Genomic DNA, 20,335 nt, shown 5'->3' on the forward strand with positions numbered 1-20,335 from the left:
CCATGTTCAGCTCCCCGAGAGCTCCCGGAGGCGCGTCGATCACCGCCTTCGGCGAGTACCAGCCCTCCCGGGTCGTGACCAACGCCGACCTCGAAGAGCGCGTCGACACCAGCGACGAGTGGATCCAGAGCCGCGTGGGCATCCGGGAGCGGCGCATCGCGGGCTCCGAGGACACCGTGACCAGCATGGCCGTGGCGGCGGGCGGCAAGGCCCTGGCCGCCGGCGGCCTGTCCCCCGAGGACATCGACCTGGTGATCGTGGCCACCTGCACCGTGCAGGACCAGATCCCCAACACGGCCGCCACCGTCGCTGCCAAGCTGGGCATCACCGCCCCGGGCGCCTTCGACCTCAACGCCGCCTGCGCGGGCTTCTGCTACGCCCTGGGCGTGGCCGCGGACATGGTCCGCGGCGGCAGCTCCCGCAACGTGCTGGTGATCGGCTCGGAGAAGCTCAGCGACTGGGTGGACTGGGACGACCGCGGCACCTGTGTGATCTTCGCCGACGGCGCCGGGGCCGCGATCGTCTCCGCCTCCGAGGAGCAGGGCATCGGTCCCGTCGTGTGGGGCTCCTCCGGCGAGCGGGCCGCCAAGATCCACCTGCGCGAGGGCAAGTACCTTTGGCAGGAGGGCCAGGCGGTCTTCCGCTGGACCACCACCGAGCTGTACAAGGTCGCCCTGGAGGCCATGGAGAGGGCGGGTGTGGAGCCCTCGGAGCTGACCGCCTTCGTCCCGCACCAGGCCAACCTGCGCATCGTGGAGGCCATCGCCAAGAAGCTGGGCGCGCCCCAGGCACTCGTGGCCCGCGATATCGTCACCGCTGGCAACACCTCCTCCGCGTCCATCCCTCTCGCGCTCTCGCGGATGATCGGACGCGGGGAGCTGCCGTCGGGGAGCACCGTACTCACCCTGGGTTTCGGGGCGGGGCTGGTCTACGCCGCCCAGGTGATCCGCATCCCCTGAGCACCCGCCCGAACCCGCGGTCACACCACGCCGGTCGGGCCCGCGAGCCCGCGGCTCACGTGGTGTCCCGAGCCGACACGAATCACCGAGCAAGGAGAAAGACGACATGGCCCAGCAGACCGAGCAGGAGATCCTCAAGGGCCTCGGCGAGATCATCGAGGAGATCGTCGGGACCGAGGCCTCCGAGGTCACCCCGGACAAGAGCTTCGTCGACGACCTGGACATCGACTCGCTGTCCATGGTGGAGATCGCCGTCGCCGCCCAGGACAAGTTCGGCGTGGAGATCCCGGACGACCAGCTCAAGGACCTCAAGACGGTCCAGGACGTCATCAACTTCATCCAGAAGTAGGCCGTTCGGGGCGGCGGGGCCCACCCCGTCCCGCCGCCCGACCCGCCGTCACGACCGGCTTCCCCTCACATCCGCCAACGCCCCCGGCCCCGCAGCCGGGAACGACCCACGAGAAGGGCGATCGGATCATGTCCAAGACCGATGTCGTCGTCACCGGCCTCGGCGCCACCACCCCCCTCGGGGGTGACGTCGCGACCACATGGTCCGCGCTCCTCGACGGCCGCTCCGGCATCAGCATGCTGCCGGAGGAGTGGCACGAGAAGCTCCCGGTGCACTTCGCCGGACAGATCGCGCAGGAACCCTCCGAGAAGCTCCCCAGGCCGCGCCTGCGCCGCCTGGACCGCACCCAGCAGTTCGCGCTGATCGCGGCGCAGGAGGCGTGGCAGGACGCCGGCTCCCCCGAGGTGGACCCGATCCGCCTGGGCGTGGTGGTCTCCAGCGGGATCGGTGGCATCCTCACCATCCTGGAGCAGTACGACACCTTCCGTGAGAAGGGCTGGAAGCGGGTCTCCCCCTTCACCGTGCCCATGCTCATGCCCAACAGCCCCGCCGCCGCGATCAGCCTGGAGTACACCGCCCGGGCCGGTTCGCACGTGCCGGTGAGCGCCTGCGCCTCCAGCGCCGAGGCCATCGCCAACGGTGTGGACATGATCCGCTCCGGGCGCGCCGACGTGGTGATCGCGGGCGGCACCGAGGCCGCGATCCACCCGCTCAACATCGCCTCGTTCGCGTCCATGCGCGCGCTGTCCACGCGCAACGACGACCCGCAGCACGCCTCCCGCCCCTGGGACAAGGACCGCGACGGCTTCGTCATGGGCGAGGGCGCGGGCATCCTCATCCTGGAGTCGGCCGAGCACGCCGCCCGCCGGGGCGCCCGCGTGTACGCGCACGCCTCGGGCGTGGGCTACACCAACGACGCCTACGACATCGTCCAGCCCGAGCCGGAGGGCACCGGCCAGGCCCGTGCCATCACCCAGGCCCTGGCCGACGCCGACCTCACCCCCGAGGACATCGTGCACGTCAACGCGCACGCCACCTCCACCCCGGCCGGGGACGTGGGCGAGACCCGCGCGATCCGCACCGCGCTGGGCGACTCCGTCGCCGACCGCGTCGCGGTGACCTCCACCAAGTCCATGACCGGCCACCTGCTGGGCGGCGCGGGCGCCGTGGAGTCGATCGCGACCATCCTGGCGCTGCACGACGGGCGCATCCCGCCGACCATCAACATCGAGGAGCTCGACCCGGGCGTGGCCGTGGACATCGTCCGCGACAAGCCCCGGGACATGCCCGCGGGCGACGTGGCGGCCATCAACGAGTCCTTCGGGTTCGGCGGCCACAACATCGCGGTGGTCTTCCGCCGCGCCTGACCCCCGCCGGACGCGGCCCCTCCGCGCAGGCGCACACGACACCGCCCGTCGGGACGAACCCGGCGGGCGGTGTCGTGTGTACGCCGGGCGGGTCCGAACACTTCCGGGAAAGCGTCCCTCACCGTCGGTACGCGATTGCCTCCGGACGTGAACGCCGTCGAACCGCCCTCCCCACACCCCGGTGAAGCTGAGGGGAACAGCCGAGGACAAGTCTTCAGGTGGGACCGATTCGGGGTCACCATGAGAACTGTGACTGCGCTGCATCCCCAACACACTCCCACGGCGCATCCGGACGGGCCGGGTGCGGTCGCCCGCCGCGCCCCGGGCGCTCCCGGCTACCAGCCCGTCGTCGACCTGGACTCGGGGACCGTCGTGGCCGTCGAGGTCACCGCCTCGCCGCCGCCCTCCGTGCGGGGCTCCTACGCGGAGGTGACCCCCCAGGAGGAGGCGGCCGTGGCCGAGTGGCTCCTGGCCCTGGTCCGCGAGACCGCCGTGTCCGAGAGCCTGCTGCCGATGGTCCTGCCGCTGCCCGCGCGGATCCTGGCCGGGGAGGGGTTCGCCCCCCTGGTGGAGAGCCTGTTGCGCCGTGCGGGCCGCCGACCGCGCGACATCACCTTCATGCTCAGCCCGGACATGGCGGAGCTGGCGCGCAGGACCGTGGTGTCCGGCGTCTCCCGGCTGCGGGCGGCGGGTTTCCGGTGCGGGTTCGGGACGGCGATGGTGCGCCCGGACCTGGTGGTGGAGGCAGCGCCGTTCCTGATGCGGATCGACCCGGCGATCGTCTCCGGTGTGGCCGGGGACCAGCGGCACGCCACCGTGGTGGAGGGCCTGGCTCGGATCGGCCGGGGCAGCGGCGTGTACGCGCTGGCCTCGGGCGTGGGCAGCGTCGAGGACGTGGTGCGGCTGCGCCGCTGCGGGATACGTGTGGGCACGGGGCCGTTCTTCGCCGACAGCGCGTGGCGGCCCGGCGAGCGGGTGACCCCGGTGCCCGAGCCGAGCGCCGGACAGGGCGGGGAGGAGGACTCCGGCCCCCGGGTCACCGAGTTCATGGTGCCGCCCGTGGGACTGGACTCCGACGCCACCGCGGAGCAGGTGCTGGAGTCCTTCACCGGGGACCCGGCGCTGAACAGCGTCATCCTCATCGACCACCGGGACCGCCCGGTCGGGGTGGTGGACCGGACGCGGTTCCTGCTGTCGGTGACGGGCCGCTACGGGCACGCCCTGCACGCCAAGCGTCCGGCGCTGCGGCTGGCCGAGTCCCCGCGCACGGTTCCGGCGTGGATGTCGGCGCTGGCGGCGCTGCGGGTGGCGGGCCAGGACACCGAGCGGGTCTACGACGACCTGATCGCCACCAACTCCTACGGCCAGTGCCTGGGCGTAGTGCACATCAGCGACCTCATCCAGTCCCTGTCGCGCAGCTGAGCGCCGAAGCGGCGGCGCCCGTACCGGGTCCCCGGTGCGGGCGCCGCCGCGCGTGGGCGGACGGCTCAGTCCACGGGGTCGGGGCCCTTGGTGCCCGAGGGGCTGCTGGTGGGCGCGCTCTCGGCGGGGTCGAAGCCGTTGTAGGTGCCCTCCCAGGCCTTGCCCTCCTCGATGCTCCTGGCGATCCGGGACCGGGTGTCCTCGTCGTGCAGGTAGTCCAGCTCGGGGCGCTTGGGCAGGCGGCCGTCCCCGGAGGAGCGGCCCATGGCACGGCGGCGCAGCCACGGCACCAGGTACTGGCGGGCCCAGCGGCGGTTCTCGCGGCGGCGCAGGATGCGGGGCAGCTGCCGGGGCGGGGTGGTCCACGGGTCGGTCCAGGACTCGGGCGGGCCCATGGGGAAGCCGAGCAGGTCGGCCACGCGCGCGGCGACGATCTGGTGGCCCGCGCCGTTGAGGTGCAGGCGGTCCTCGCTCCAGGCGCGGGAGTCGGTCAGGGCGTTGAGCGCCCACAGGTCGACGATCTCGGTGCCGGTGCGCTCGGCGACGGCGCGCATGTGCATGCTGAACACGGCGATGCGGCCGCGGTAGTAGCGCAGGACCGGGATCCACCCGGTGTCGTGGCCGGACAGGATCACCACGCGGATTCCGGCGTCGCGCAGCTGGCGGATGCCCCACTCGAAGTGCTCGGCCAGCCGGTCGAGGTCCCCTCCCGGACGCAGGACGTCGTTGCCCCCGGCCAGGACGGTGACCAGGTCGGGCTTCCAGGCCAGCGTCTGGTCGAGCTGCTCGCCGAAGATGTGGCGCATCCGGCGTCCGCGCACGCCCAGGTTGGCGTAGCGGAAGTCGGGGGTCACCGTGGCCAGGTGCTCCGCCAGTCGGTCGGCGAAGCCCCGGTACTCTCCGTCTGGGCCGCTGTCGTCTTCCATCCCCTCGGTGATGCTGTCGCCGATCGCCACGTAGGACCGGATGGGATCCGGTCTGTGGAGGCGAGCGGCCGCTGGGGGATTCGTCTCAAGGTCTGTCACGTCAACCAATCATCCGGCTCGACCGTCCCACGCCTGCGCGCGCCGAGGGTGCGCGGGTACGGCGATCGTGGTGTCGGGCCGCGGTCCGGCCACCACCCGTGTCCGAACACCGTCGACCCCTGTCGGCCACCGGGCGCGGCCGTCCGGCCGGAAAGGTCGCCCGGGCGAAGGAAAGTGCCCTTCCAGCATACCCGCGGCCGACGACGGAGTGCCTGGGACGGAGTGTGTCGCCACACCCCGCCAGCCTCCATGCTTCCCGGACCGGTCGTGCGCGCCCGTTGCGCGCGGGGGACGCCCGTATGAAGGCGCCGTGAACACCAACGACCGGTGGGCCCGGGAAGAACCCGGGGTCGGCTATGAGGTAGCTCACACGTCGGCGCGGGCCCGGGGGCCGGAACGCCCTCGTCACGGTCATCACACAAGGCAGTCACGGTCCGGTCGCGGCGGACCTGGCACGCCCGGGGGTACCCATGTGGCGTCAGGGGACGTACGATCTCGGGGAAGTGCTCACGGCACCCCTGTCCCCCGGCTGGCCGTGCCCGCCCGTGGCGCACGGACCGGTCTCCCGTCCGGCCTCCCCGCGGGTGAGGGGCGCGTACTGTGGTGCATCGAACCGAAGGCCCGTGCGGTTCCTCCCCAATTCACGTGCAGACACCAGGAGGTCGAGGTCCCCAGCGGATGAACGCCGTCTCTCCGATCTGCCTCGTCGACCTCGCACCCGCACTGCGGTGGTCGAGGTCGCCGGACGTGGCTCCCCTGCTCCACCACGACCGTCTGATCGACGGCTGGTGGCACTCGCTGCCCGTCGCACGCGTCCTGGACATCGCGGGACCGCCCTGGCTCGCGCACGGCATCGCCCGCCTGGCCCTGGAGCAGTGGTCGCACCTGCCGCTGGCCGAGTTCCTGCCGAGCCTGCGCACCCAGCTGGTGGACTGCTCCGACCTCTCCGAGCCCGTGCGCGGCGCGGTCGCGGCCACCGCCGGGGACTGGGAACGCCTCATCTCCACGAGTCCGCAGGAGATCGGCACGTGGGCGCTCGCCGACTGCGACCCCATGGACATCCTGAGCACGGTGGCCTGGCGCGCGCTACAGCCCTGCTGCGAGCTTCCCGGGGGCCCCACCCCCTCCCCCGCCCTGATGATGGAGGCCGTGCGCACCATCGCCCACTGGCTGCCCGACTCCGCGCCCGAGCACGTGCACAGCGCGCTGGAGTACCTCACCGCGGCCACGGGCTCCGGGATGGGGACCGAGAGCCCCGGACACGCGGCCCCGCCGCAGACCCCGGCCACGCGCGCGATCCGCACCCTGCGGGCCCTGCGCGCCCAGCGCGGCGAGGAGGCCGAGCCCTCCGGCGCTGCGGTCCGGGAGCAGGCGGCCACGGCCATGGTCAGCTCGGCCGCGATGATCCCCGGCTCCGCCCTGCGCACCGAGGCCGTGGGCGGGGACGGCGCCCGCAGCGAGGGCGCGGGCGACCTGCGCTCGCAGTTCCGCAGCTCCCTGCTGGGGCCCGGGCGCACCCTGCGCCGCCCCAGCTTCGGCCCGCCCAAGGCCATGCGGCCCGACCACGCCGAGGAGCGCCCCCCCGCCCCGGCGCTGGGCCAGCACCCCCTGGTGGACCTGGTCGAGGAGATGTTCCGCTCCTGGCCCGAACTGGAGCGCACGGTCGCCGCCGAGCGCCTGTTCGCCACCGACCCCATCAGCATCCGCGTGCTCTCGGAGCAGATCGCCGTGGACGTCACCGAGATCCGCTCCGCCCAGCGCAAGGTGGAGGAGCGCCTGCTGCGCTGGCTCAACGCGCCCGAGGGCGCCGCGATCACCAAGCACCTGCGCGAGCTGTCCGAGCAGCTGGGCGCGGCGACCACCATCGACCGCCTGATCAACGCCCACCCCGACCACCCGGTGGACGTGCCCACCCTCAACACGCCGCTGTGGCGGGTGATCATCACCCTGTTCACCGACCGGCGCATGCACAACGGCTGGCTGATCGCCGACGACCCCAACCGGCTGCGCTGGCAGACCCGCGAGCTGCTGGACGACGCCCCCAGCATGACCGAGGCCGGGATCAGGCTCAGCCGGATCGGCATCCGCCAGCAGGAGCTGCGCGCCTGGCTGCTGAGCACCCCGGGGGTGAGCCTGCGGGACGGACACGTGTTCACGGACCCGTCGGTGCCCATGGAGATGCCCGCCAACCACCCGGGCCACACCGCCCCGGAGGACTCGGGGGCCACCACCGAGAACGGGCTGCCCATACGGCGGCGCGTGGACGCGCAGCCGTCCGCGGCCCCGGCCGAGCCCGTCCCCTCACACCAGCACGGACCCGCTCCCGAGCAGGTCCCCGCGGTCTTCGGCGCCGCCGCCCTGGACCCGCACCGCGTCGTGCCGCTGGGCCCGGCTCCCGGACAGGCCCACGGCCTGCCGCCCACGGCCCCGGTCGCGCCGCCCGCCCCGCCCTCGCGGTCCGGTGCGAGCGACCCGGCCATGGCTGCCCGCTGCTTCCGCGCCCCCGACGGGCGCTGGTGGCACCGCATCGACATCACCGCCGACCACCTCAACGGCGCGCCCGTGGCCGTGCCCACCGGGTACGCCACCCACCTGGGCCTCCAGCCCGGGCGGCTGCTGTGCCTGACCGCCCCGGGCGCGGACCTGCTGGTGCTGGTCTGGCGCGACCAGCCGGCGTTCGACTCCCTGCGCCCCCTGCTGCGCCGCCAGGCCGCCCAGCCCGGCGACCGCGTGTTCATCACCGTGGCCGGGGACCGGCTGGACGCGCGCAAGCTGCCCGCCACCGACCTGAGCGGCCACTCCCCCACGGCCCGGGCGCTGCACCTGAGCGGCTACACCGCGCCCGCCTCCACCGAGGACGCCCTGAAGATCCTCTCCCGTCGGATCACCGACAGCGACGACGAGGCGTTCGCCGACCCCCAGTCACTGGTGGACCTGCTGTCCCTGCGCGGTGACAACGACATCGCCGCGGAGCTGCGCGCGGGCATGTTCGCCGCGCACTAGGCACGACTCGCCACGAGCGCCCGTCGCCCCCCGGCGGCGGGCGCTCTTCGCGTGCCGGGGCGCCGAGCGGTCCGGCAACGCAAGCGAACGGGGCGTTACGACGCCCTGAAGGCACACGAATCCCGCATGAACACACACAAAGACAGAAATAAAAACACACAAACCCTAGAAGTGGCCTTGTGCGTGTGGTTGACTACTCACCGCCCCCTTCCGGGTAGCGGTCCCACCCCCTGTTCCACGACCACACTGAGGAGTTCCATGTCCGCCGCGTTCTCACGAGGCAAGTCGCTCGCCCTCACCCTGGCCCTGGGCCTCCTGCTCTCCCTCGGCCTCGCGGTGGGCACCGCCACCCCCGCCGCGGCCGCGGGCACCTTCCGCCTGTGCAACGTGTCCTCCGACTACACGGCCTACGCCGACTTCGGCAGCTTCACCACCTTCGTGGTCAACCCCGGCCAGTGCACCAGCACCGGCATCAGCTCCTCCGGTGTCTCCTACTCCGTGACGATCCGGGGCACCTGGGCCAACTCGCCGAGCAAGACCACCACCCAGTACCGGGTGCCCGCCGGGCGCAGCGTCGACTTCCACGCCGGCGGCACCTTCGCCGCCCCCCAGTTCAACCCCCTCGTCTACTGACGGCCCCGGGCGCCCGCGCCCGAAGGCCCTGAGGCTCCCACGGCCCCCGCGCCCGACCGCGCGGGGGCCGCTCCCGTCCCCGCGACGCGGACCGTCACCGGCCGCCGCGGCACCGGAAGGGCTCCGGGAGCCCCGCGGCAGCGGCCCCGCACACGCGAACGGGCCGGTCCCCGAGGGGTAGCCGGCCCGTTTCGCGCGTGCGGCGCGTGTCAGACGTTGAAGCCCAGCATGCGCAGCTGGTCGCGCCCGTCGTCGGTGATCTTGTCCGGACCCCACGGCGGCATCCAGACCCAGTTGATCTTGACGTCGCGCTCGAACTCGTCCAGGGCGCTGGTGGCCTGGTCCTCGATCACGTCGGTCAGGGGGCACGCCGCGCTGGTCAGGGTCATGTCCAGCGTGATGGTGCTGTCGTCGGCGTTCACCCCGTACAGCAGGCCCAGGTCGACGACGTTCACGCCCAGCTCGGGGTCGATCACGTCCTTGAGCGCCTCGCTGATCTCCTCGACCAGCGCCTCCGCCTCCGGGGAGAGGGGAGCGCCCTCGACGGCCTCGGTCGTTGTCGTCTCGTTCTCGCTCATCAGACGGCTTCCTTCTCCAGGGACTGCGACACGGCGTCCTTCCAGGCCATCCACCCCAACAGGGCGCACTTGATCCGCGCGGGGTACTTGGACACGCCGACGAACGCCACGGCGTCCTCCAGCACGTCCTCGTCGGGCTCGCCCTTGCCCTTGGACTGCATCAGCTCGGTGAAGGCGTCCAGGGTGGTCATGCCCTCGGCGACGGTGCGGCCGATGAGCAGGTCGGTCAGCACCGAGGTGCTGGCCTGGCTGATCGAGCAGCCCATCCCCTCGTAGGAGACGTCGCTGACGACGGCCTCGCGGTCGAGGCCGCCGGAGCCCTCGGCGGGGGTCAGCGCCACCCGGAGCGTCACCTCGTCCCCGCAGGTGGGGTTGATGTGGTGCGCCTCCGCGTTGTGCGGATCGCGCAGGCCCTTGTGGTGCGGGTTGCGGTAGTGGTCCAGGATGATCTCCTGGTACATCGCGTCCAACTGCATGGTCAGGCTGTTCCTCGCTCTAGGGCCGGGTTCCGAAGAACTTCTGCGCGGCCCTGATGGCCTCCACGAGCGCGTCCACGTCCTCCCGCGTGTTGTACAGGTAGAAGGACGCGCGCGTGGTCGCGACGACGCCCAGCCTGCGGTGCAGCGGCCAGGCGCAGTGGTGGCCCACCCGGACCTCGACGCCCCGGTCATCCAGGACCTGGCCCACGTCGTGCGGGTGGATGTCGTCCACGGCGAAGGACACGGCGCCGCCGCGGTCCACCGCCTCGGCGGGGCCGACGATCCGCACGCCCTCCAGGGCGCCGATCCGCTCCAGCGCGTACTCGGTCAGCGCGTGCTCGTGCTCGGCGACCCGCTCCATGCCCACGCGGGACAGGTAGTCGCAGGCCGCGGCCAGGCCGACGGCCTGCGGGGCCATCGGCACACCGGCCTCGAAGCGCTGGGGCGGGTCGGCCCAGGTGGAGTACTCCATGTGGACCACGCCGATCATGGAACCGCCGGTGATGAACGGCGGGATGGCCTCCAGCAGCTCCCGGCGCCCCCACAGCACCCCGATCCCGTTGGGACCGAGCATCTTGTGGCCGGAGAAGACCAGGAAGTCCACGCCCAGCGCGGCCACGTCGACCGGCATGTGCGGGACCGACTGGCAGGCGTCCAGCACGGTCAGCGCGCCGACCTCGCGGGCCCGGGCGACGATCTCCCCGACCGGGTTGACGGTGCCCAGCACGTTGGACTGGTGGCTGAACGCCACGACCTTGGTGCGCTCGTTGACCAGGTCGGCGATCCCCGACAGGTCCAGGCGCCCCTCGTCGGTCACCGGGAACCAGCGCAGGGTCGCCCCGGTGCGCTGGCACAGCTGCTGCCAGGGCACCAGGTTGGCGTGGTGCTCCATCTCGGTCACCACGACCTCGTCGCCGGGCCCCACCTGGAAGCGGCGCAGCTCCTCGTCGGCGGTCGCGGAGTTGCTCAGCGCATAGGCCACCAGGTTGACGCCCTCGGTGGCGTTCTTGGTGAACACCACCTCCCCGGCGTCGGCCCCGATGAACCGGGCGATGGTCTCCCGGGCCGCCTCGTAGGCGTCGGTCGCCTCCTCCGCGAGCTGGTGCGCGCCACGGTGCACCGCCGCGTTGTGGCGTTCGTAGAACTCACGTTCGGCGTCGAGCACCTGACGGGGCTTCTGCGAGGTGGCCCCGGAGTCGAGGTACACCAGCGGCCGCCCGTCGCGGACGGTCCGGGAGAGGATCGGGAAGTCCTCCCGGATCGCCGCGACGTCGAGCGGGGCCGCCCCGGCCCGACCGAACTCGCGGACTGTGGTCATCGGTTACGCGCCCGCCTTCACGAAACGCTCGTAGCCCTCGGCCTCCAGCACGTCGGCCAGCTCCGGGCCGCCGGACTCGGCGACGCGGCCGCCCGCGAACACGTGCACGAAGTCGGGCTTCACGTAGTTGAGGATCCGGGTGTAGTGCGTGATGAGCATGACGCCCATCTCACCGCTCGCCTTGGCGCGGTTGACGCCCTCGGAGACGACCTTGAGCGCGTCGACGTCCAGGCCGGAGTCGGTCTCGTCCAGGATGGCGACCTTGGGCTTGAGCAGCTCCAGCTGGAGGATCTCGTGGCGCTTCTTCTCACCGCCGGAGAAACCCTCGTTGACGCCGCGGGCGGCGAAGGCCGGGTCGATGGACAGGTCCTTCATCGCTCCCTGGAGCTCCTTGGAGAACTGGCGGAGCTTGGGGGCCTCGCCGCGCACCGCGGTGACGGAGCTGCGCAGGAAGTTGGACATGGACACGCCCGGGACCTCGACCGGGTACTGCATGGCCAGGAACACGCCGGCGCGGGCGCGCTCGTCGACGCTCATCTCCAGGATGTTCTCGCCGTCGACGAGGACCTCGCCCTCGGTGATCTCGTAGCGCGGGTGGCCGGCGATCGCGTAGGCGAGGGTGGACTTGCCCGAGCCGTTGGGGCCCATGATGGCGTGGGTCTCACCGGAGTTGACGGTCAGGTCAACGCCCTTGAGGATCTCCTGCCGCTCGTCCTCGCCGATGAGGACGTCGGCGCGCAGGCCGCGGATTTCGAACTTGGTCATTTCAGGCCTCAGGAATTCTTCTCATCCAGCGAGACGAGCACGTCTTCGCCGTCGATCTTCACGTCGTAGGTGGGGACCGCCTGGGTCGCGGGCGGATTGATCGGCGCCCCCGAGCGCAGGTCGAAGCAGGAGCCGTGCAGCCAGCACTCGATGGTGCCGTCCTCGACCTCGCCCTCGGACAGGCGGACCTCGGCGTGCGAGCACACGTCCCGCACGGCGTACACCTCGCCCTCGCTGCGGACCAGGGCGATGGGTGTCTCGTCGTCGGTCTCGACCCCGAGGGCCCCCTCCTCGGGGATCTCGGAGAGCTCGGCGACCTTCACCCAGCGTCCGGCCTCACTCATGGGCGGCCAGCTTGCGCTCGACCTTGGCCATGATCTCCTCACGCAGCTCCTCGACCGGGATCCGGTTGATGAGCTCCAGGAAGTAGCCGCGGATGACCAGGCGCCGGGCCTCGTCCTCCGGGATGCCCCGGGAGCGCAGGTAGAACAGGTGGATGTCGTCGAGGCGACCGCTGGCGGCGGCGTGCCCGGCGCCCTCCACCTCACCGGTGAAGATCTCCAGGTTGGGCACCGAGTCCACACGGGTGTCGTCGGTGAGCTGGAGGTTGCGGTTGTGCTCGTAGGAGTCGGTGCCGGTGGTGCCCTCACCGATGATCACGTCGCCGATCCACACACCGTGGGCGTCCTTGCCGCTCAGCGCGCCCTTGTACTCCACCCGCGAGCGGGTGTTGGACATGTTGTGGTCGATGAGCGAGCGGTGCTCGTGGTGCTGGCCGTCGCCGGTGAAGTACAGCCCGTGGAGCTCGGCGTTGGCGCCGCGCCCCTTGTAGGCCACCTTCGGGGAGAGCCGGACCAGGTCGCCGCCCAGGGTGATCACGATCGACTTGAACGTGGCGTCCTTGGCCACCTGGGCGTTGTGCTGCGAGACGTCGACGGCGTCGCCGTCCCAGTCCTGGACGCTGATCAGCGTCAGGCGCGCGCCCTCGCCGACGTGGATGTCCACGCTGCCCGCGCGCACGCCCGTGCCGGTCTGGTTGAGGACCACGACCGCCTCGGCCAGCGGCTTGACGTCCAGGACGAACTGGTCGTAGCGCGTGCCGCCCTGGGCCTGGCGGTTGACGGTGATCGGCCGCTCCAGGGCCGCGCCCTGCGCGACCGTGATGACCGTGGCCTCCTCGAAGGAGGTGTAGGCCTGGGCGGTGACGCGGTCGGCGGGGAACCCGGCGGTGCCGAGCCGCGCGTCGCCGCGGCCGACCGTCTCGACGGTGGCGCCCTCGGGGGCGTCCACGTCGAGCTTGTCGGTGCCGTCGGCGACGGCGCTGCCGTCGTGCAGGCCCTTGAGGCGGCGGATCGGAGTGAAGCGCCACTCCTCCTCGCGGCCGCCGGGGACGGGGAAGTCGTTCACGTCGAAGGACCCGTGGGTGGCCAACTTGGAGAACGGGATCTCCCCCAGGCCGTGGCTGTGGGCCTTGGGTTCGGTGCTCGGGCTGGTCAACTTAACCAACCGCTCCTTCCATCTGAAGCTCGATCAGCCGGTTCAGTTCCAGCGCGTACTCCATGGGCAGCTCGCGCGCGATGGGCTCGACGAACCCGCGCACGATCATGGCCATGGCCTCGTCCTCGTCCATGCCCCGGCTCATCAGGTAGAAGAGCTGGTCCTCACTGACCTTGGAGACGGTCGCCTCGTGCGCGAGCTCGGCGTCGTCCTCGCGCAGGTCGTTGTAGGGGTAGGTGTCCGAACGGCTGATGGTGTCGATCAGCAGCGCGTCGCACTTGACCGAGGACTTGGCGTGGTCGGCGCCCTCCTGCACCTGCACCAGTCCCCGGTAGGAGGCGCGGCCCCCGCCGCGTGCCACCGACTTGGAGATGATGGTGGAGGAGGTGTTGGGCGCGCAGTGCACCATCTTGGACCCGGTGTCCTGGTGCTGGCCCTCGCCCGCGAAGGCGATGGACAGGGTCTCGCCCTTGGCGTGCTCGCCCATCAGGTAGACGGCCGGGTACTTCATGGTGACCTGGGAGCCGATGTTGCCGTCGATCCACTCCATGGTCGCGCCCTCTTCGGCCACGGCGCGCTTGGTGACCAGGTTGAAGACGTTGTTGGACCAGTTCTGGATGGTCGTGTAACGGCAGCGGGCGTTCTTCTTGACGATGATCTCCACGACCGCGGAGTGCAGCGAGTCCGACTTGTAGATCGGCGCGGTGCAGCCCTCGACGTAGTGGACGTAGGCGCCCTCGTCGACGATGATCAGGGTCCGCTCGAACTGGCCCATGTTCTCGGTGTTGATCCGGAAGTAGGCCTGGAGCGGGATCTCCACGTGCACGTTCTTGGGCACGTAGATGAACGACCCGCCGCTCCACACGGCGGTGTTGAGCGCGGCGAACTTGTTGTCGCCGGCCGGGATCACGGAGCCGAAGTACTCCTCGAAGATCTCCGGGTGCTCCTTGAGGGCGGTGTCGGTGTCCAGGAAGATGACACCCTGCTCCTCCAGGTCCTCGCGGATCTGGTGGTAGACGACCTCGGACTCGTACTGCGCGGCGACACCGGCGACCAGGCGCTGCTTCTCCGCCTCGGGGATGCCCAGCCTGTCGTAGGTGTTCTTGATGTCCTCGGGCAGGTCCTCCCAGGAGGTGGCCTGCTTCTCCGTGGACCGCACGAAGTACTTGATGTTGTCGAAGTCGATCTTGGACAGGTCCGCGCCCCAGTTGGGCATGGGCTTCTTGTCGAAGAGCCGTAGGGACTTGAGGCGGAGCTTGGTCATCCACTCCGGCTCGTCCTTCTTGGCGGAGATGTCGCGGACGACCTCTTCGTTGAGACCGCGGCGGGCCGAGGCCCCGGCCGCGTCGGAGTCGGCCCAGCCGTACTCGTATGTTCCGATCCCCTCGAGCTCGGGATGCGCGATAGACGTCATGCGCGGACTCCTCCTGGACTCAGACGTCCTTGTGGTGAACTGAGCCGTCCGCCGCCTGGCGGATGGCCTTGGCCGCGGGGGTGCCGTCCTCCCCGCTCGCCGCGTCGCCCCGGGGGGTGACGTGGGTGGTGCACACACCGTCGCCGTGGGCGATGGTGGCCAGCCTGCGCACCGGGGTGCCCAGCAGCCGCGCGAAGGCCTCGATCTCGGCCTCACAGAGTTGCGGGAACTCGGCGGCCACGTGCGCGACGGGGCAGTGGTGCTGGCACAACTGGTCGCCGCCGCCGGGCGCGGGCGCCCGGCCCGCGGTGGCGGCGTAGCCGTCGTTGGAGAGGGCCTCGGCCAGCAGCCGGACGCGTTGCTTCGCGGGAACCGCGTCCAGCAGGGGCTTGTAGCGCCGCTCCAGGTCGGCGACCTGACTGCGCGCGAACTCGCCCACGGCTCCGGGACCGGCCGTGTCGGCCAGGAAGCGGAGCGCGCTGGTGGCGAGGTCGTCGTAGGCGTGGACGAAGGCGTCGCGTCCGGCCTCGGTGATGGCGAAGACGCGCGCCGGGCGGCCCCGGCGGCGTCGCCCGCCGTGGGGCCGGGCGTCGCGGGCCTCGACCATGCCCTCGCTGGTCAGGTTGTCGAGGTGGCGGCGGATGGCCGCCGGGGTGAGCCCGAGCCGCTCTCCCAGGGCGGAGGCGGTGATCGGGCCCTTCTCCAGGATGAGCCGCGCGACCCGTGCGCGGGTGCCGGTCTCGGCCCCGCGCTCCGTTCCGGCCAGGGGACGGGTCACACTGGACGCCTCGGACACAGTCTTCCCCTCCCTCTCTGACGCGGCCCTCTGGTTTTGACAACATCAGTGTGGCGTAAATAAGTCCGCCGAGGCAAACCCGACCCCATGGACTTGGTCACCAAGGACAGGCTTGCCTTACAGGGGGTTCACACACCGGCAACCTCGCGGACACGAACAAGGACGGGCCCGCGATCCTTCCCGACGACCATATTCCGAGACCGCCGTATCGGCATCCGGACGGGGGTGTTCGGCGCGCCGCCGGGCCCCGGGCGCCCCGGCCGGGGCGGTGAAGCCCTCCGCCGGGCCGCACGTAGACTCAGGGCCCATGGACACAGCCGCGGTCGAGGTCGTCGACCTGGTCAAGCGCTACGGCGCCACCACCGCAGTCACCGGCCTCACCTTCAGCGCGCGCCGGGGCGCGGTGACGGCTCTGCTCGGTCCCAACGGAGCGGGCAAGACGAGCACCATCGAGATCTGCGAGGGCTTCCGCCGCGCCGACGGCGGACGGGTGCGGGTGCTGGGCCTGGACCCCGTGGCCGACTCCGGCGCCCTCAAACCCCGCGTCGGGGTGATGCCCCAGTCCGGGGGCGTGCCCACCGGCGCCCGCGCCGCCGAGTGGCTGCGGCTGATGGCCTCCTTCCACGCCCGGCCGATCGAGCCCCGCCTGCTGCTGGAGCGGCTGGGCCTGACCTCGGTGGCCACCACGCCCTTCCGCCGCCTGTCCGGCGGCCAGCAGCAGCGCCTGTCCCTGGCCTGCGCCGTGGTCGGCCGCCCCGAACTGGTCTTCCTGGACGAGCCGACCGCGGGCCTGGACCCGCAGGCGCGCATGGCCACCTGGGACCTGGTGGCGGCCCTGCGCGAGGCGGGCGTGGCGGTGATCCTGACCACGCACTACATGGAGGAGGCCGAGCGGCTGGCCGACCACGTGGTCATCATCGACCGCGGCGCCGTGGTCGCCGAGGGCACCCCGGCCGAGCTGACCGGGGAGCGCAGGGAGGTCTGCTTCTCCGCCGAGGCCCCGGTGGACACCGCCCTGCTGGAGGCCGCCCTGCCCGAGGGCAGCCGGGTGGAGGCCCAGGGCCCGGCCGACGGCCGCCGCGAGTACGCGGTCTTCCCCGGCGGCGGGGGCGCGCCCGGACCGGAGTTCCTGGCCACGGTCACCGCCTGGTGCGCCTCGGCCGGAGTCCTGGCCGAGGACCTGCGCGTGCGGCGGCGTACCCTCGAAGACGTCTTCCTCGAACTCACCGGCAGGGAACTGCGCGACTGATGCACGAGCACACCTCCACCGCCTCCGCGCGGGCGACCGCCGACGCGCCCGCTCCCGGAGGCGACGACGCCTCGCTGTTCACCCCCGCGCCCGGGGCCGCGCCGATGTGGCGGATGGTCGCCGCGCAGGCCGGGATGGAGCTGCGGGTCATGCTGCGCCACGGCGAGCAGTTCCTGCTCACCATGGTGATCCCCGTGCTGCTGCTGGTGGGCTTCAGCCTCACCTCGGTGCTGGACGTGGGCGAGGGGGCTCGGGTGGACGCGCTCACGCCCGGCGTGCTGGCGCTGGCGGTGATGTCCACGTCGTTCACGGGCCTGGCCATCGGCACCGGCTTCGAACGCCGCTACGGGGTGCTCAAGCGGCTGGGGGCGACCCCGCTGTCGCGCTTCGGCCTGCTGGCCGCCAAGACCCTGGCCGTGCTGGGCGTGCAGGCGATCCAGACGGTGGTGCTGTGCGCGGTGGCGCTGGCGCTGGGCTGGTCGCCCGCGGTGAGCCCGGCGGGCGTGCTGGCGGCCGTGGCGCTGGTGCTGCTGGCCACCGCCGCGTTCAGCTCGCTGGCCCTGCTGATGGCGGGCACGCTGCGGGCCGAGGCGACCCTGGCCGGGGCCAACCTGGTGTACGTGCTGCTGCTGGGCCTGGGCGGGGTCCTCTTCCCGGTCAGCAGCTTCCCCGGACCGCTGGAGCAGGCGGCGTCGGCTCTGCCGATCACGGCGCTCAGCTCGGGGCTGCGCACGGTCCTGGCCGACGGTTCCCTGCCGGGCCCCGGCGCGTTCGCGGTGCTGGCCGTGTGGGCGCTGGTCTGCGGCGTCCTGGCCAGCCGCCTCTTCCGCTGGGAGTGACCCCGGGCGGGGTCAGCCCAGGGGCAGCAGGCGCCACTGCTGGTGGGCGTGGCCGCCGTCGGGCGCCTGGGCGACCCTGGTGCCGTTGTCGGGGGCGCCGCCCTGCGCCTCCAGTGCCTGGCCGGTGGCCCGGTTGACCAGGCGGACCACGCCCGGCCCCACCTCGATGAGCGACCAGTGCTGGTTGGGCGAGCCGGTGCGGGTGAGCAGTGCCGCGCCTGGCTGCGCGGCCGGGTCGGCGGGGATCTCCAGGAGCTTGCCGCTGCCCACGCCCTCGATCTCGTAGAAGCCCCCGTCCACGGGGATGAAGCGCCACTGCTGGTTGGTCTGGTCGTGGCGGTCCCACAGGTGGATGTACGCGCCGTTGGCGGTGGACGTGCCCGCGACGTCCATGACGCGGCCGCCGTGGACGCTCTGGACCGCGTAGACGAGCGCGGGGTCCAGGCCCGCGGGGTGGACGACCTCTTCCTCCGACGGCTCCTCGGCGGGCTCCTCGGACTCGGGGGCTCCGGGCGGCTGGACCAGGATGCCCGAGGCCGTGGTCATCTCCGGCTCCTCGGACCGGTCGTCTCCGGACACGAGCAGGCCGCCGGTGTAGCCGCCGACGAGGGCCACCAACAGCAGGGCCAGGGCTCCGGCCAGGAGCGGCCAGCGGGGGACGTACCGTTCGTGGGCGCGGGGGGAACGGGCACGGCGTCGGGACATCGAGGACACTCCAGCGGGGTGCGGGCGGGGGCCGCGTCGTTCCACGGCCCGGACCATTTCACACCACTTTGCCGGTTTGTTGCACGTTCGCCCGCCAGTGGTGGGGGCTCGATAGGGTCCGGGCATGGAAGCGATCGGAGTCCCCTGGTTCATCGCGGTCCGCTACCTCGGCCCGCCGTTGTTCCTGCTCGCCGCGGGCGGCGCCCTGGTGCTGCGGCGGCGGCCCGCCCGGCCCGGACTGGTGTGGGCCGCGCTGCTGGTGAACCTGCTCGCGGCGGCGCTGCCGTTCCTGTGGATCGGGGTGCAGGTCCTGACCGGCCGGGCGGACCAGACGGTGCACGGGCTGGTCATGACGCTGGCGCAGCCCGCGGTGGCCGTGGCGGCCTGGGGACTGCTGCTGGCCGCGGTCGTGGCCCGGCCCCCGGGAGCGGACCGGGCCGGGGCCGTGCGGCCCGCGAGGGGCCCGGACCGGGCGGACCGGAGCCGGGCGCGGACCGGGGACGGCGGGGAGCCGGAGAGGGCCCCCGAAAACGTAGGATGACTTCCCATGAGCACTCCGTCCCGGCCCCAGGCAGCGTTCTCCCCGCTCCGAGCGGTGGAGGCGGTGCCCCCGGTCTGGCTGGTGATGGTCGGCATCGTCTCGGTGCAGACCGGCGCCGGGGTGGCCAAGAACCTCTTCGACGTGCTGCCCCCGGCCGCGGTCGTGTGGCTGCGGCTGCTGACCTCGGCGGTGCTCCTGGTCCTGGTGGCGCGGCCGGTGCTCAGGGCGCGCTCGCGCGGCGACTGGCTGGTGGTGGTCGGCTACGGCGTCGCGCTGGCGATGATGAACTTCCTCATCTACCAGGCCTTCGCGCGCATCCCGCTGGGGATCGCGGTCACCATCGAGTACCTGGGGCCGCTGGCCATCGCCATCCTGGGGTCGCGTCGCCGGATCGACCTGGTGTGGGCGGGCCTGGCCGGGCTGGGCGTGGTCGCGCTGGGGCTGGAGTCGGGCTCGATGGACCCGCTGGGCATCCTGTTCGCCGTGCTGGCGGCGGTGGCCTGGGCGGGCTACATCCTGCTCAGCGCGTCGACGGGCCAGCGGTTCAGCGGCACGTCCGGCCTGGCGATCGCCAGCGTGGTCGGCGTGGTCGTCATGGCGCCGGTCGGGGTGTACCAGGGTGGCGCGGCCCTGCTGGACTGGCGCCTGCTGCTGTTCGGCCTGGTGGTCGGCGTGCTGTCCTCGGTGGTGCCCTACACGCTGGAGCTGACCGCGCTGCGCCGGATGCCGCCGCGCGTGTTCGGGGTGCTGATGAGCCTCCAGCCCGCCGCCGCGGCGCTGGTGGGCCTGGTGGTGCTGGGTGAACTCCTGACCGTGTGGCAGTGGTTCGCGGTGGCCTGCGTGATCGTGGCCAGCGCGGGTTCCACCCGCACCTCGGCCCGCGACCGCGGGGACGGCCCCGAGTCCGACGGCGCGTCCGCCCGGCCGCCCCGGCGGGGTCCCGAGGAGCGGTAGGCGGGCGGGGTCCGCGACCGCCGTGTCCGCGAGGCGCCCGTCGGGGCGGCCCGTACGGGAAGACTCGGACAGGAGTTTCGCTACTCCGTGTTTCCGATTAGATACAAATGGTTATCTGTCCTGGTGGGTCGGCCAAACGGCACGATCACTCGCACTCGAAGGGAAAGCCATGCGCACCACCGCCAAGATGATGATGACCGCCCTGTTCACCGCCGGCCTGCTCGGCATGGGGTTCGGGACCGCCTCCGCGGGCGAGAACGACACCGACGTCTACCAGGCGTGCGTGCAGGAGCAGGGCTTTCTCGGTCTGATCAACCTGGACCTGGACCTGCTCAACCAGTGCATCTCCAACCACGTCGGCTAGGACCGCGCCGACCGGCCATCGGAGGCGGGCCCTCCCGAACCGACGAGCCCCGGGATCGGGCCGATCGGGAGGACGGAT

The 20,335-nt window shown here is 72.2% G+C and carries 21 protein-coding genes; 11 read left to right on the forward strand and 10 right to left on the reverse strand.

Features of this window, described 5'->3' with window-relative positions:
• Positions 1-2: 2 nt before the first annotated feature.
• From UIS43_RS08395 to UIS43_RS08410, 4 genes are all read left to right on the forward strand, one after another.
• Entirely contained in the window at positions 3-959 is a 957-nt protein-coding gene (locus UIS43_RS08395) for a beta-ketoacyl-ACP synthase III (RefSeq protein WP_013153967.1), read from the forward strand.
• Between the two features lie 106 nt (positions 960-1,065).
• Positions 1,066-1,308 carry an acyl carrier protein gene (locus tag UIS43_RS08400; RefSeq protein WP_013153968.1) on the forward strand — a complete coding sequence of 81 codons (243 nt, stop codon included), beginning with the start codon at positions 1,066-1,068 and terminating at the stop codon, positions 1,306-1,308.
• A gap of 128 nt (positions 1,309-1,436) precedes the next feature.
• Positions 1,437-2,675: a beta-ketoacyl-ACP synthase II gene (fabF, locus tag UIS43_RS08405; protein WP_013153969.1), complete on the forward strand. Its 1,239-nt coding sequence runs from the start codon at positions 1,437-1,439 to the stop codon at positions 2,673-2,675.
• Between the two features lie 240 nt (positions 2,676-2,915).
• Positions 2,916-4,097 (forward strand): EAL domain-containing protein, encoded by a 1,182-nt coding sequence (locus UIS43_RS08410; protein WP_013153970.1) that lies wholly within the window; start codon positions 2,916-2,918, stop codon positions 4,095-4,097.
• Positions 4,098-4,162: 65 nt separating this feature from the next.
• Here the strand turns inward: UIS43_RS08410 and UIS43_RS08415 are convergent, their stop codons facing one another.
• Positions 4,163-5,053, reverse strand: a complete 891-nt coding sequence (locus UIS43_RS08415) for an SGNH/GDSL hydrolase family protein (protein ID WP_041552783.1) — start codon at positions 5,051-5,053, stop codon at positions 4,163-4,165.
• Between the two features lie 747 nt (positions 5,054-5,800).
• Here UIS43_RS08415 and UIS43_RS08420 point away from each other — a divergent pair.
• Together UIS43_RS08420 and UIS43_RS08425 are read left to right on the forward strand one after the other, a co-directional pair.
• The gene (locus UIS43_RS08420) at positions 5,801-8,125 is read left to right on the forward strand and encodes a hypothetical protein (protein ID WP_358456466.1); all 2,325 of its coding nucleotides are present in this window, start codon (positions 5,801-5,803) and stop codon (positions 8,123-8,125) included.
• A gap of 258 nt (positions 8,126-8,383) precedes the next feature.
• Positions 8,384-8,758, forward strand: coding sequence for a hypothetical protein (locus UIS43_RS08425; RefSeq protein ID WP_013153973.1), 375 nt, complete (start codon positions 8,384-8,386; stop codon positions 8,756-8,758).
• A 209-nt stretch (positions 8,759-8,967) separates the two neighbouring features.
• Here the strand turns inward: UIS43_RS08425 and UIS43_RS08430 are convergent, their stop codons facing one another.
• From UIS43_RS08430 to UIS43_RS08465, 8 genes are read right to left on the reverse strand one after another with little or no spacing between them, the layout of a single operon-like run.
• Positions 8,968-9,336, reverse strand: a complete 369-nt coding sequence (locus tag UIS43_RS08430; protein ID WP_013153974.1) for a metal-sulfur cluster assembly factor — start codon at positions 9,334-9,336, stop codon at positions 8,968-8,970.
• Positions 9,336-9,812: a Fe-S cluster assembly sulfur transfer protein SufU gene (gene sufU, locus UIS43_RS08435; protein ID WP_013153975.1), complete on the reverse strand. Its 477-nt coding sequence runs from the start codon at positions 9,810-9,812 to the stop codon at positions 9,336-9,338. The genes UIS43_RS08430 and sufU overlap by 1 nt, the downstream gene beginning before the upstream one ends.
• Positions 9,813-9,831: 19 nt before the next feature.
• Complete coding sequence (locus UIS43_RS08440; RefSeq protein ID WP_013153976.1) at positions 9,832-11,133, reverse strand: cysteine desulfurase; 1,302 nt, start codon at positions 11,131-11,133, stop codon at positions 9,832-9,834.
• 3 nt (positions 11,134-11,136) lie between these two features.
• On the reverse strand, positions 11,137-11,898 hold the full coding sequence (gene sufC, locus UIS43_RS08445; RefSeq protein ID WP_013153977.1) for a Fe-S cluster assembly ATPase SufC: 762 nt from the start codon (positions 11,896-11,898) through the stop codon (positions 11,137-11,139).
• An 8-nt stretch (positions 11,899-11,906) separates the two neighbouring features.
• On the reverse strand, positions 11,907-12,242 hold the full coding sequence (locus UIS43_RS08450) for a non-heme iron oxygenase ferredoxin subunit (RefSeq protein ID WP_013153978.1): 336 nt from the start codon (positions 12,240-12,242) through the stop codon (positions 11,907-11,909).
• Positions 12,235-13,395, reverse strand: coding sequence for a Fe-S cluster assembly protein SufD (gene sufD / locus UIS43_RS08455; protein WP_019610542.1), 1,161 nt, complete (start codon positions 13,393-13,395; stop codon positions 12,235-12,237). Before sufD ends, UIS43_RS08450 begins: the two co-directional genes overlap by 8 nt.
• Position 13,396: 1 nt before the next feature.
• Entirely contained in the window at positions 13,397-14,809 is a 1,413-nt protein-coding gene (gene sufB / locus UIS43_RS08460; RefSeq protein WP_013153980.1) for a Fe-S cluster assembly protein SufB, read from the reverse strand.
• 19 nt (positions 14,810-14,828) lie between these two features.
• Positions 14,829-15,605, reverse strand: coding sequence for a metalloregulator ArsR/SmtB family transcription factor (locus tag UIS43_RS08465; protein WP_013153981.1), 777 nt, complete (start codon positions 15,603-15,605; stop codon positions 14,829-14,831).
• A 307-nt stretch (positions 15,606-15,912) separates the two neighbouring features.
• Here UIS43_RS08465 and UIS43_RS08470 point away from each other — a divergent pair, with 307 nt between their 5' ends.
• Both UIS43_RS08470 and UIS43_RS08475 read left to right on the forward strand, forming a co-directional pair.
• Positions 15,913-16,854 (forward strand): ABC transporter ATP-binding protein, encoded by a 942-nt coding sequence (locus tag UIS43_RS08470; RefSeq protein ID WP_013153982.1) that lies wholly within the window; start codon positions 15,913-15,915, stop codon positions 16,852-16,854.
• Positions 16,854-17,693, forward strand: a complete 840-nt coding sequence (locus tag UIS43_RS08475; RefSeq protein ID WP_019610539.1) for an ABC transporter permease — start codon at positions 16,854-16,856, stop codon at positions 17,691-17,693. The genes UIS43_RS08470 and UIS43_RS08475 overlap by 1 nt, the downstream gene beginning before the upstream one ends.
• Positions 17,694-17,705: 12 nt before the next feature.
• Here UIS43_RS08475 and UIS43_RS08480 read toward each other — a convergent pair whose 3' ends face one another.
• Positions 17,706-18,398: an RICIN domain-containing protein gene (locus UIS43_RS08480; RefSeq protein ID WP_071622414.1), complete on the reverse strand. Its 693-nt coding sequence runs from the start codon at positions 18,396-18,398 to the stop codon at positions 17,706-17,708.
• Between the two features lie 124 nt (positions 18,399-18,522).
• Here UIS43_RS08480 and UIS43_RS08485 point away from each other — a divergent pair, with 124 nt between their 5' ends.
• The 3 genes from UIS43_RS08485 (at position 18,523) to UIS43_RS08495 (ending at position 20,257) form a co-directional block, all read left to right on the forward strand.
• Positions 18,523-18,939 (forward strand): hypothetical protein, encoded by a 417-nt coding sequence (locus UIS43_RS08485; RefSeq protein WP_013153985.1) that lies wholly within the window; start codon positions 18,523-18,525, stop codon positions 18,937-18,939.
• Between the two features lie 6 nt (positions 18,940-18,945).
• A complete protein-coding gene (locus UIS43_RS08490; protein ID WP_013153986.1) occupies positions 18,946-19,893 on the forward strand; it encodes a DMT family transporter in 948 nt (315 codons plus the stop codon).
• 169 nt (positions 19,894-20,062) lie between these two features.
• Positions 20,063-20,257: a hypothetical protein gene (locus UIS43_RS08495; RefSeq protein WP_013153987.1), complete on the forward strand. Its 195-nt coding sequence runs from the start codon at positions 20,063-20,065 to the stop codon at positions 20,255-20,257.
• Positions 20,258-20,335: the final 78 nt, after the last annotated feature.

The organism is Nocardiopsis sp. LDBS0036 (assembly GCF_041228755.1).
Taxonomy (GTDB): Bacteria; Actinomycetota; Actinomycetes; order Streptosporangiales; family Streptosporangiaceae; genus Nocardiopsis; species Nocardiopsis dassonvillei.

What these genes read in the sequence shown, in the direction of transcription:
- UIS43_RS08395 (WP_013153967.1), top strand. Translation starts at nt 3, where the DNA reads ATGTTCAGCTCCCCGAGAGCTCCCGGAGGCGCGTCGATCACCGCCTTC.
- UIS43_RS08400 (WP_013153968.1), top strand. Translation starts at nt 1,066, where the DNA reads ATGGCCCAGCAGACCGAGCAGGAGATCCTCAAGGGCCTCGGCGAGATC.
- fabF (WP_013153969.1), top strand. Translation starts at nt 1,437, where the DNA reads ATGTCCAAGACCGATGTCGTCGTCACCGGCCTCGGCGCCACCACCCCC.
- UIS43_RS08410 (WP_013153970.1), top strand. Translation starts at nt 2,916, where the DNA reads ATGAGAACTGTGACTGCGCTGCATCCCCAACACACTCCCACGGCGCAT.
- UIS43_RS08420 (WP_358456466.1), top strand. Translation starts at nt 5,801, where the DNA reads ATGAACGCCGTCTCTCCGATCTGCCTCGTCGACCTCGCACCCGCACTG.
- UIS43_RS08425 (WP_013153973.1), top strand. Translation starts at nt 8,384, where the DNA reads ATGTCCGCCGCGTTCTCACGAGGCAAGTCGCTCGCCCTCACCCTGGCC.
- UIS43_RS08430 (WP_013153974.1), bottom strand. Translation starts at nt 9,336, where the DNA reads ATGAGCGAGAACGAGACGACAACGACCGAGGCCGTCGAGGGCGCTCCC.
- sufU (WP_013153975.1), bottom strand. Translation starts at nt 9,812, where the DNA reads ATGCAGTTGGACGCGATGTACCAGGAGATCATCCTGGACCACTACCGC.
- UIS43_RS08440 (WP_013153976.1), bottom strand. Translation starts at nt 11,133, where the DNA reads ATGACCACAGTCCGCGAGTTCGGTCGGGCCGGGGCGGCCCCGCTCGAC.
- sufC (WP_013153977.1), bottom strand. Translation starts at nt 11,898, where the DNA reads ATGACCAAGTTCGAAATCCGCGGCCTGCGCGCCGACGTCCTCATCGGC.
- UIS43_RS08450 (WP_013153978.1), bottom strand. Translation starts at nt 12,242, where the DNA reads ATGAGTGAGGCCGGACGCTGGGTGAAGGTCGCCGAGCTCTCCGAGATC.
- sufB (WP_013153980.1), bottom strand. Translation starts at nt 14,809, where the DNA reads ATGACGTCTATCGCGCATCCCGAGCTCGAGGGGATCGGAACATACGAG.
- UIS43_RS08470 (WP_013153982.1), top strand. Translation starts at nt 15,913, where the DNA reads ATGGACACAGCCGCGGTCGAGGTCGTCGACCTGGTCAAGCGCTACGGC.
- UIS43_RS08475 (WP_019610539.1), top strand. Translation starts at nt 16,854, where the DNA reads ATGCACGAGCACACCTCCACCGCCTCCGCGCGGGCGACCGCCGACGCG.
- UIS43_RS08480 (WP_071622414.1), bottom strand. Translation starts at nt 18,398, where the DNA reads ATGTCCCGACGCCGTGCCCGTTCCCCCCGCGCCCACGAACGGTACGTC.
- UIS43_RS08485 (WP_013153985.1), top strand. Translation starts at nt 18,523, where the DNA reads ATGGAAGCGATCGGAGTCCCCTGGTTCATCGCGGTCCGCTACCTCGGC.
- UIS43_RS08490 (WP_013153986.1), top strand. Translation starts at nt 18,946, where the DNA reads ATGAGCACTCCGTCCCGGCCCCAGGCAGCGTTCTCCCCGCTCCGAGCG.
- UIS43_RS08495 (WP_013153987.1), top strand. Translation starts at nt 20,063, where the DNA reads ATGCGCACCACCGCCAAGATGATGATGACCGCCCTGTTCACCGCCGGC.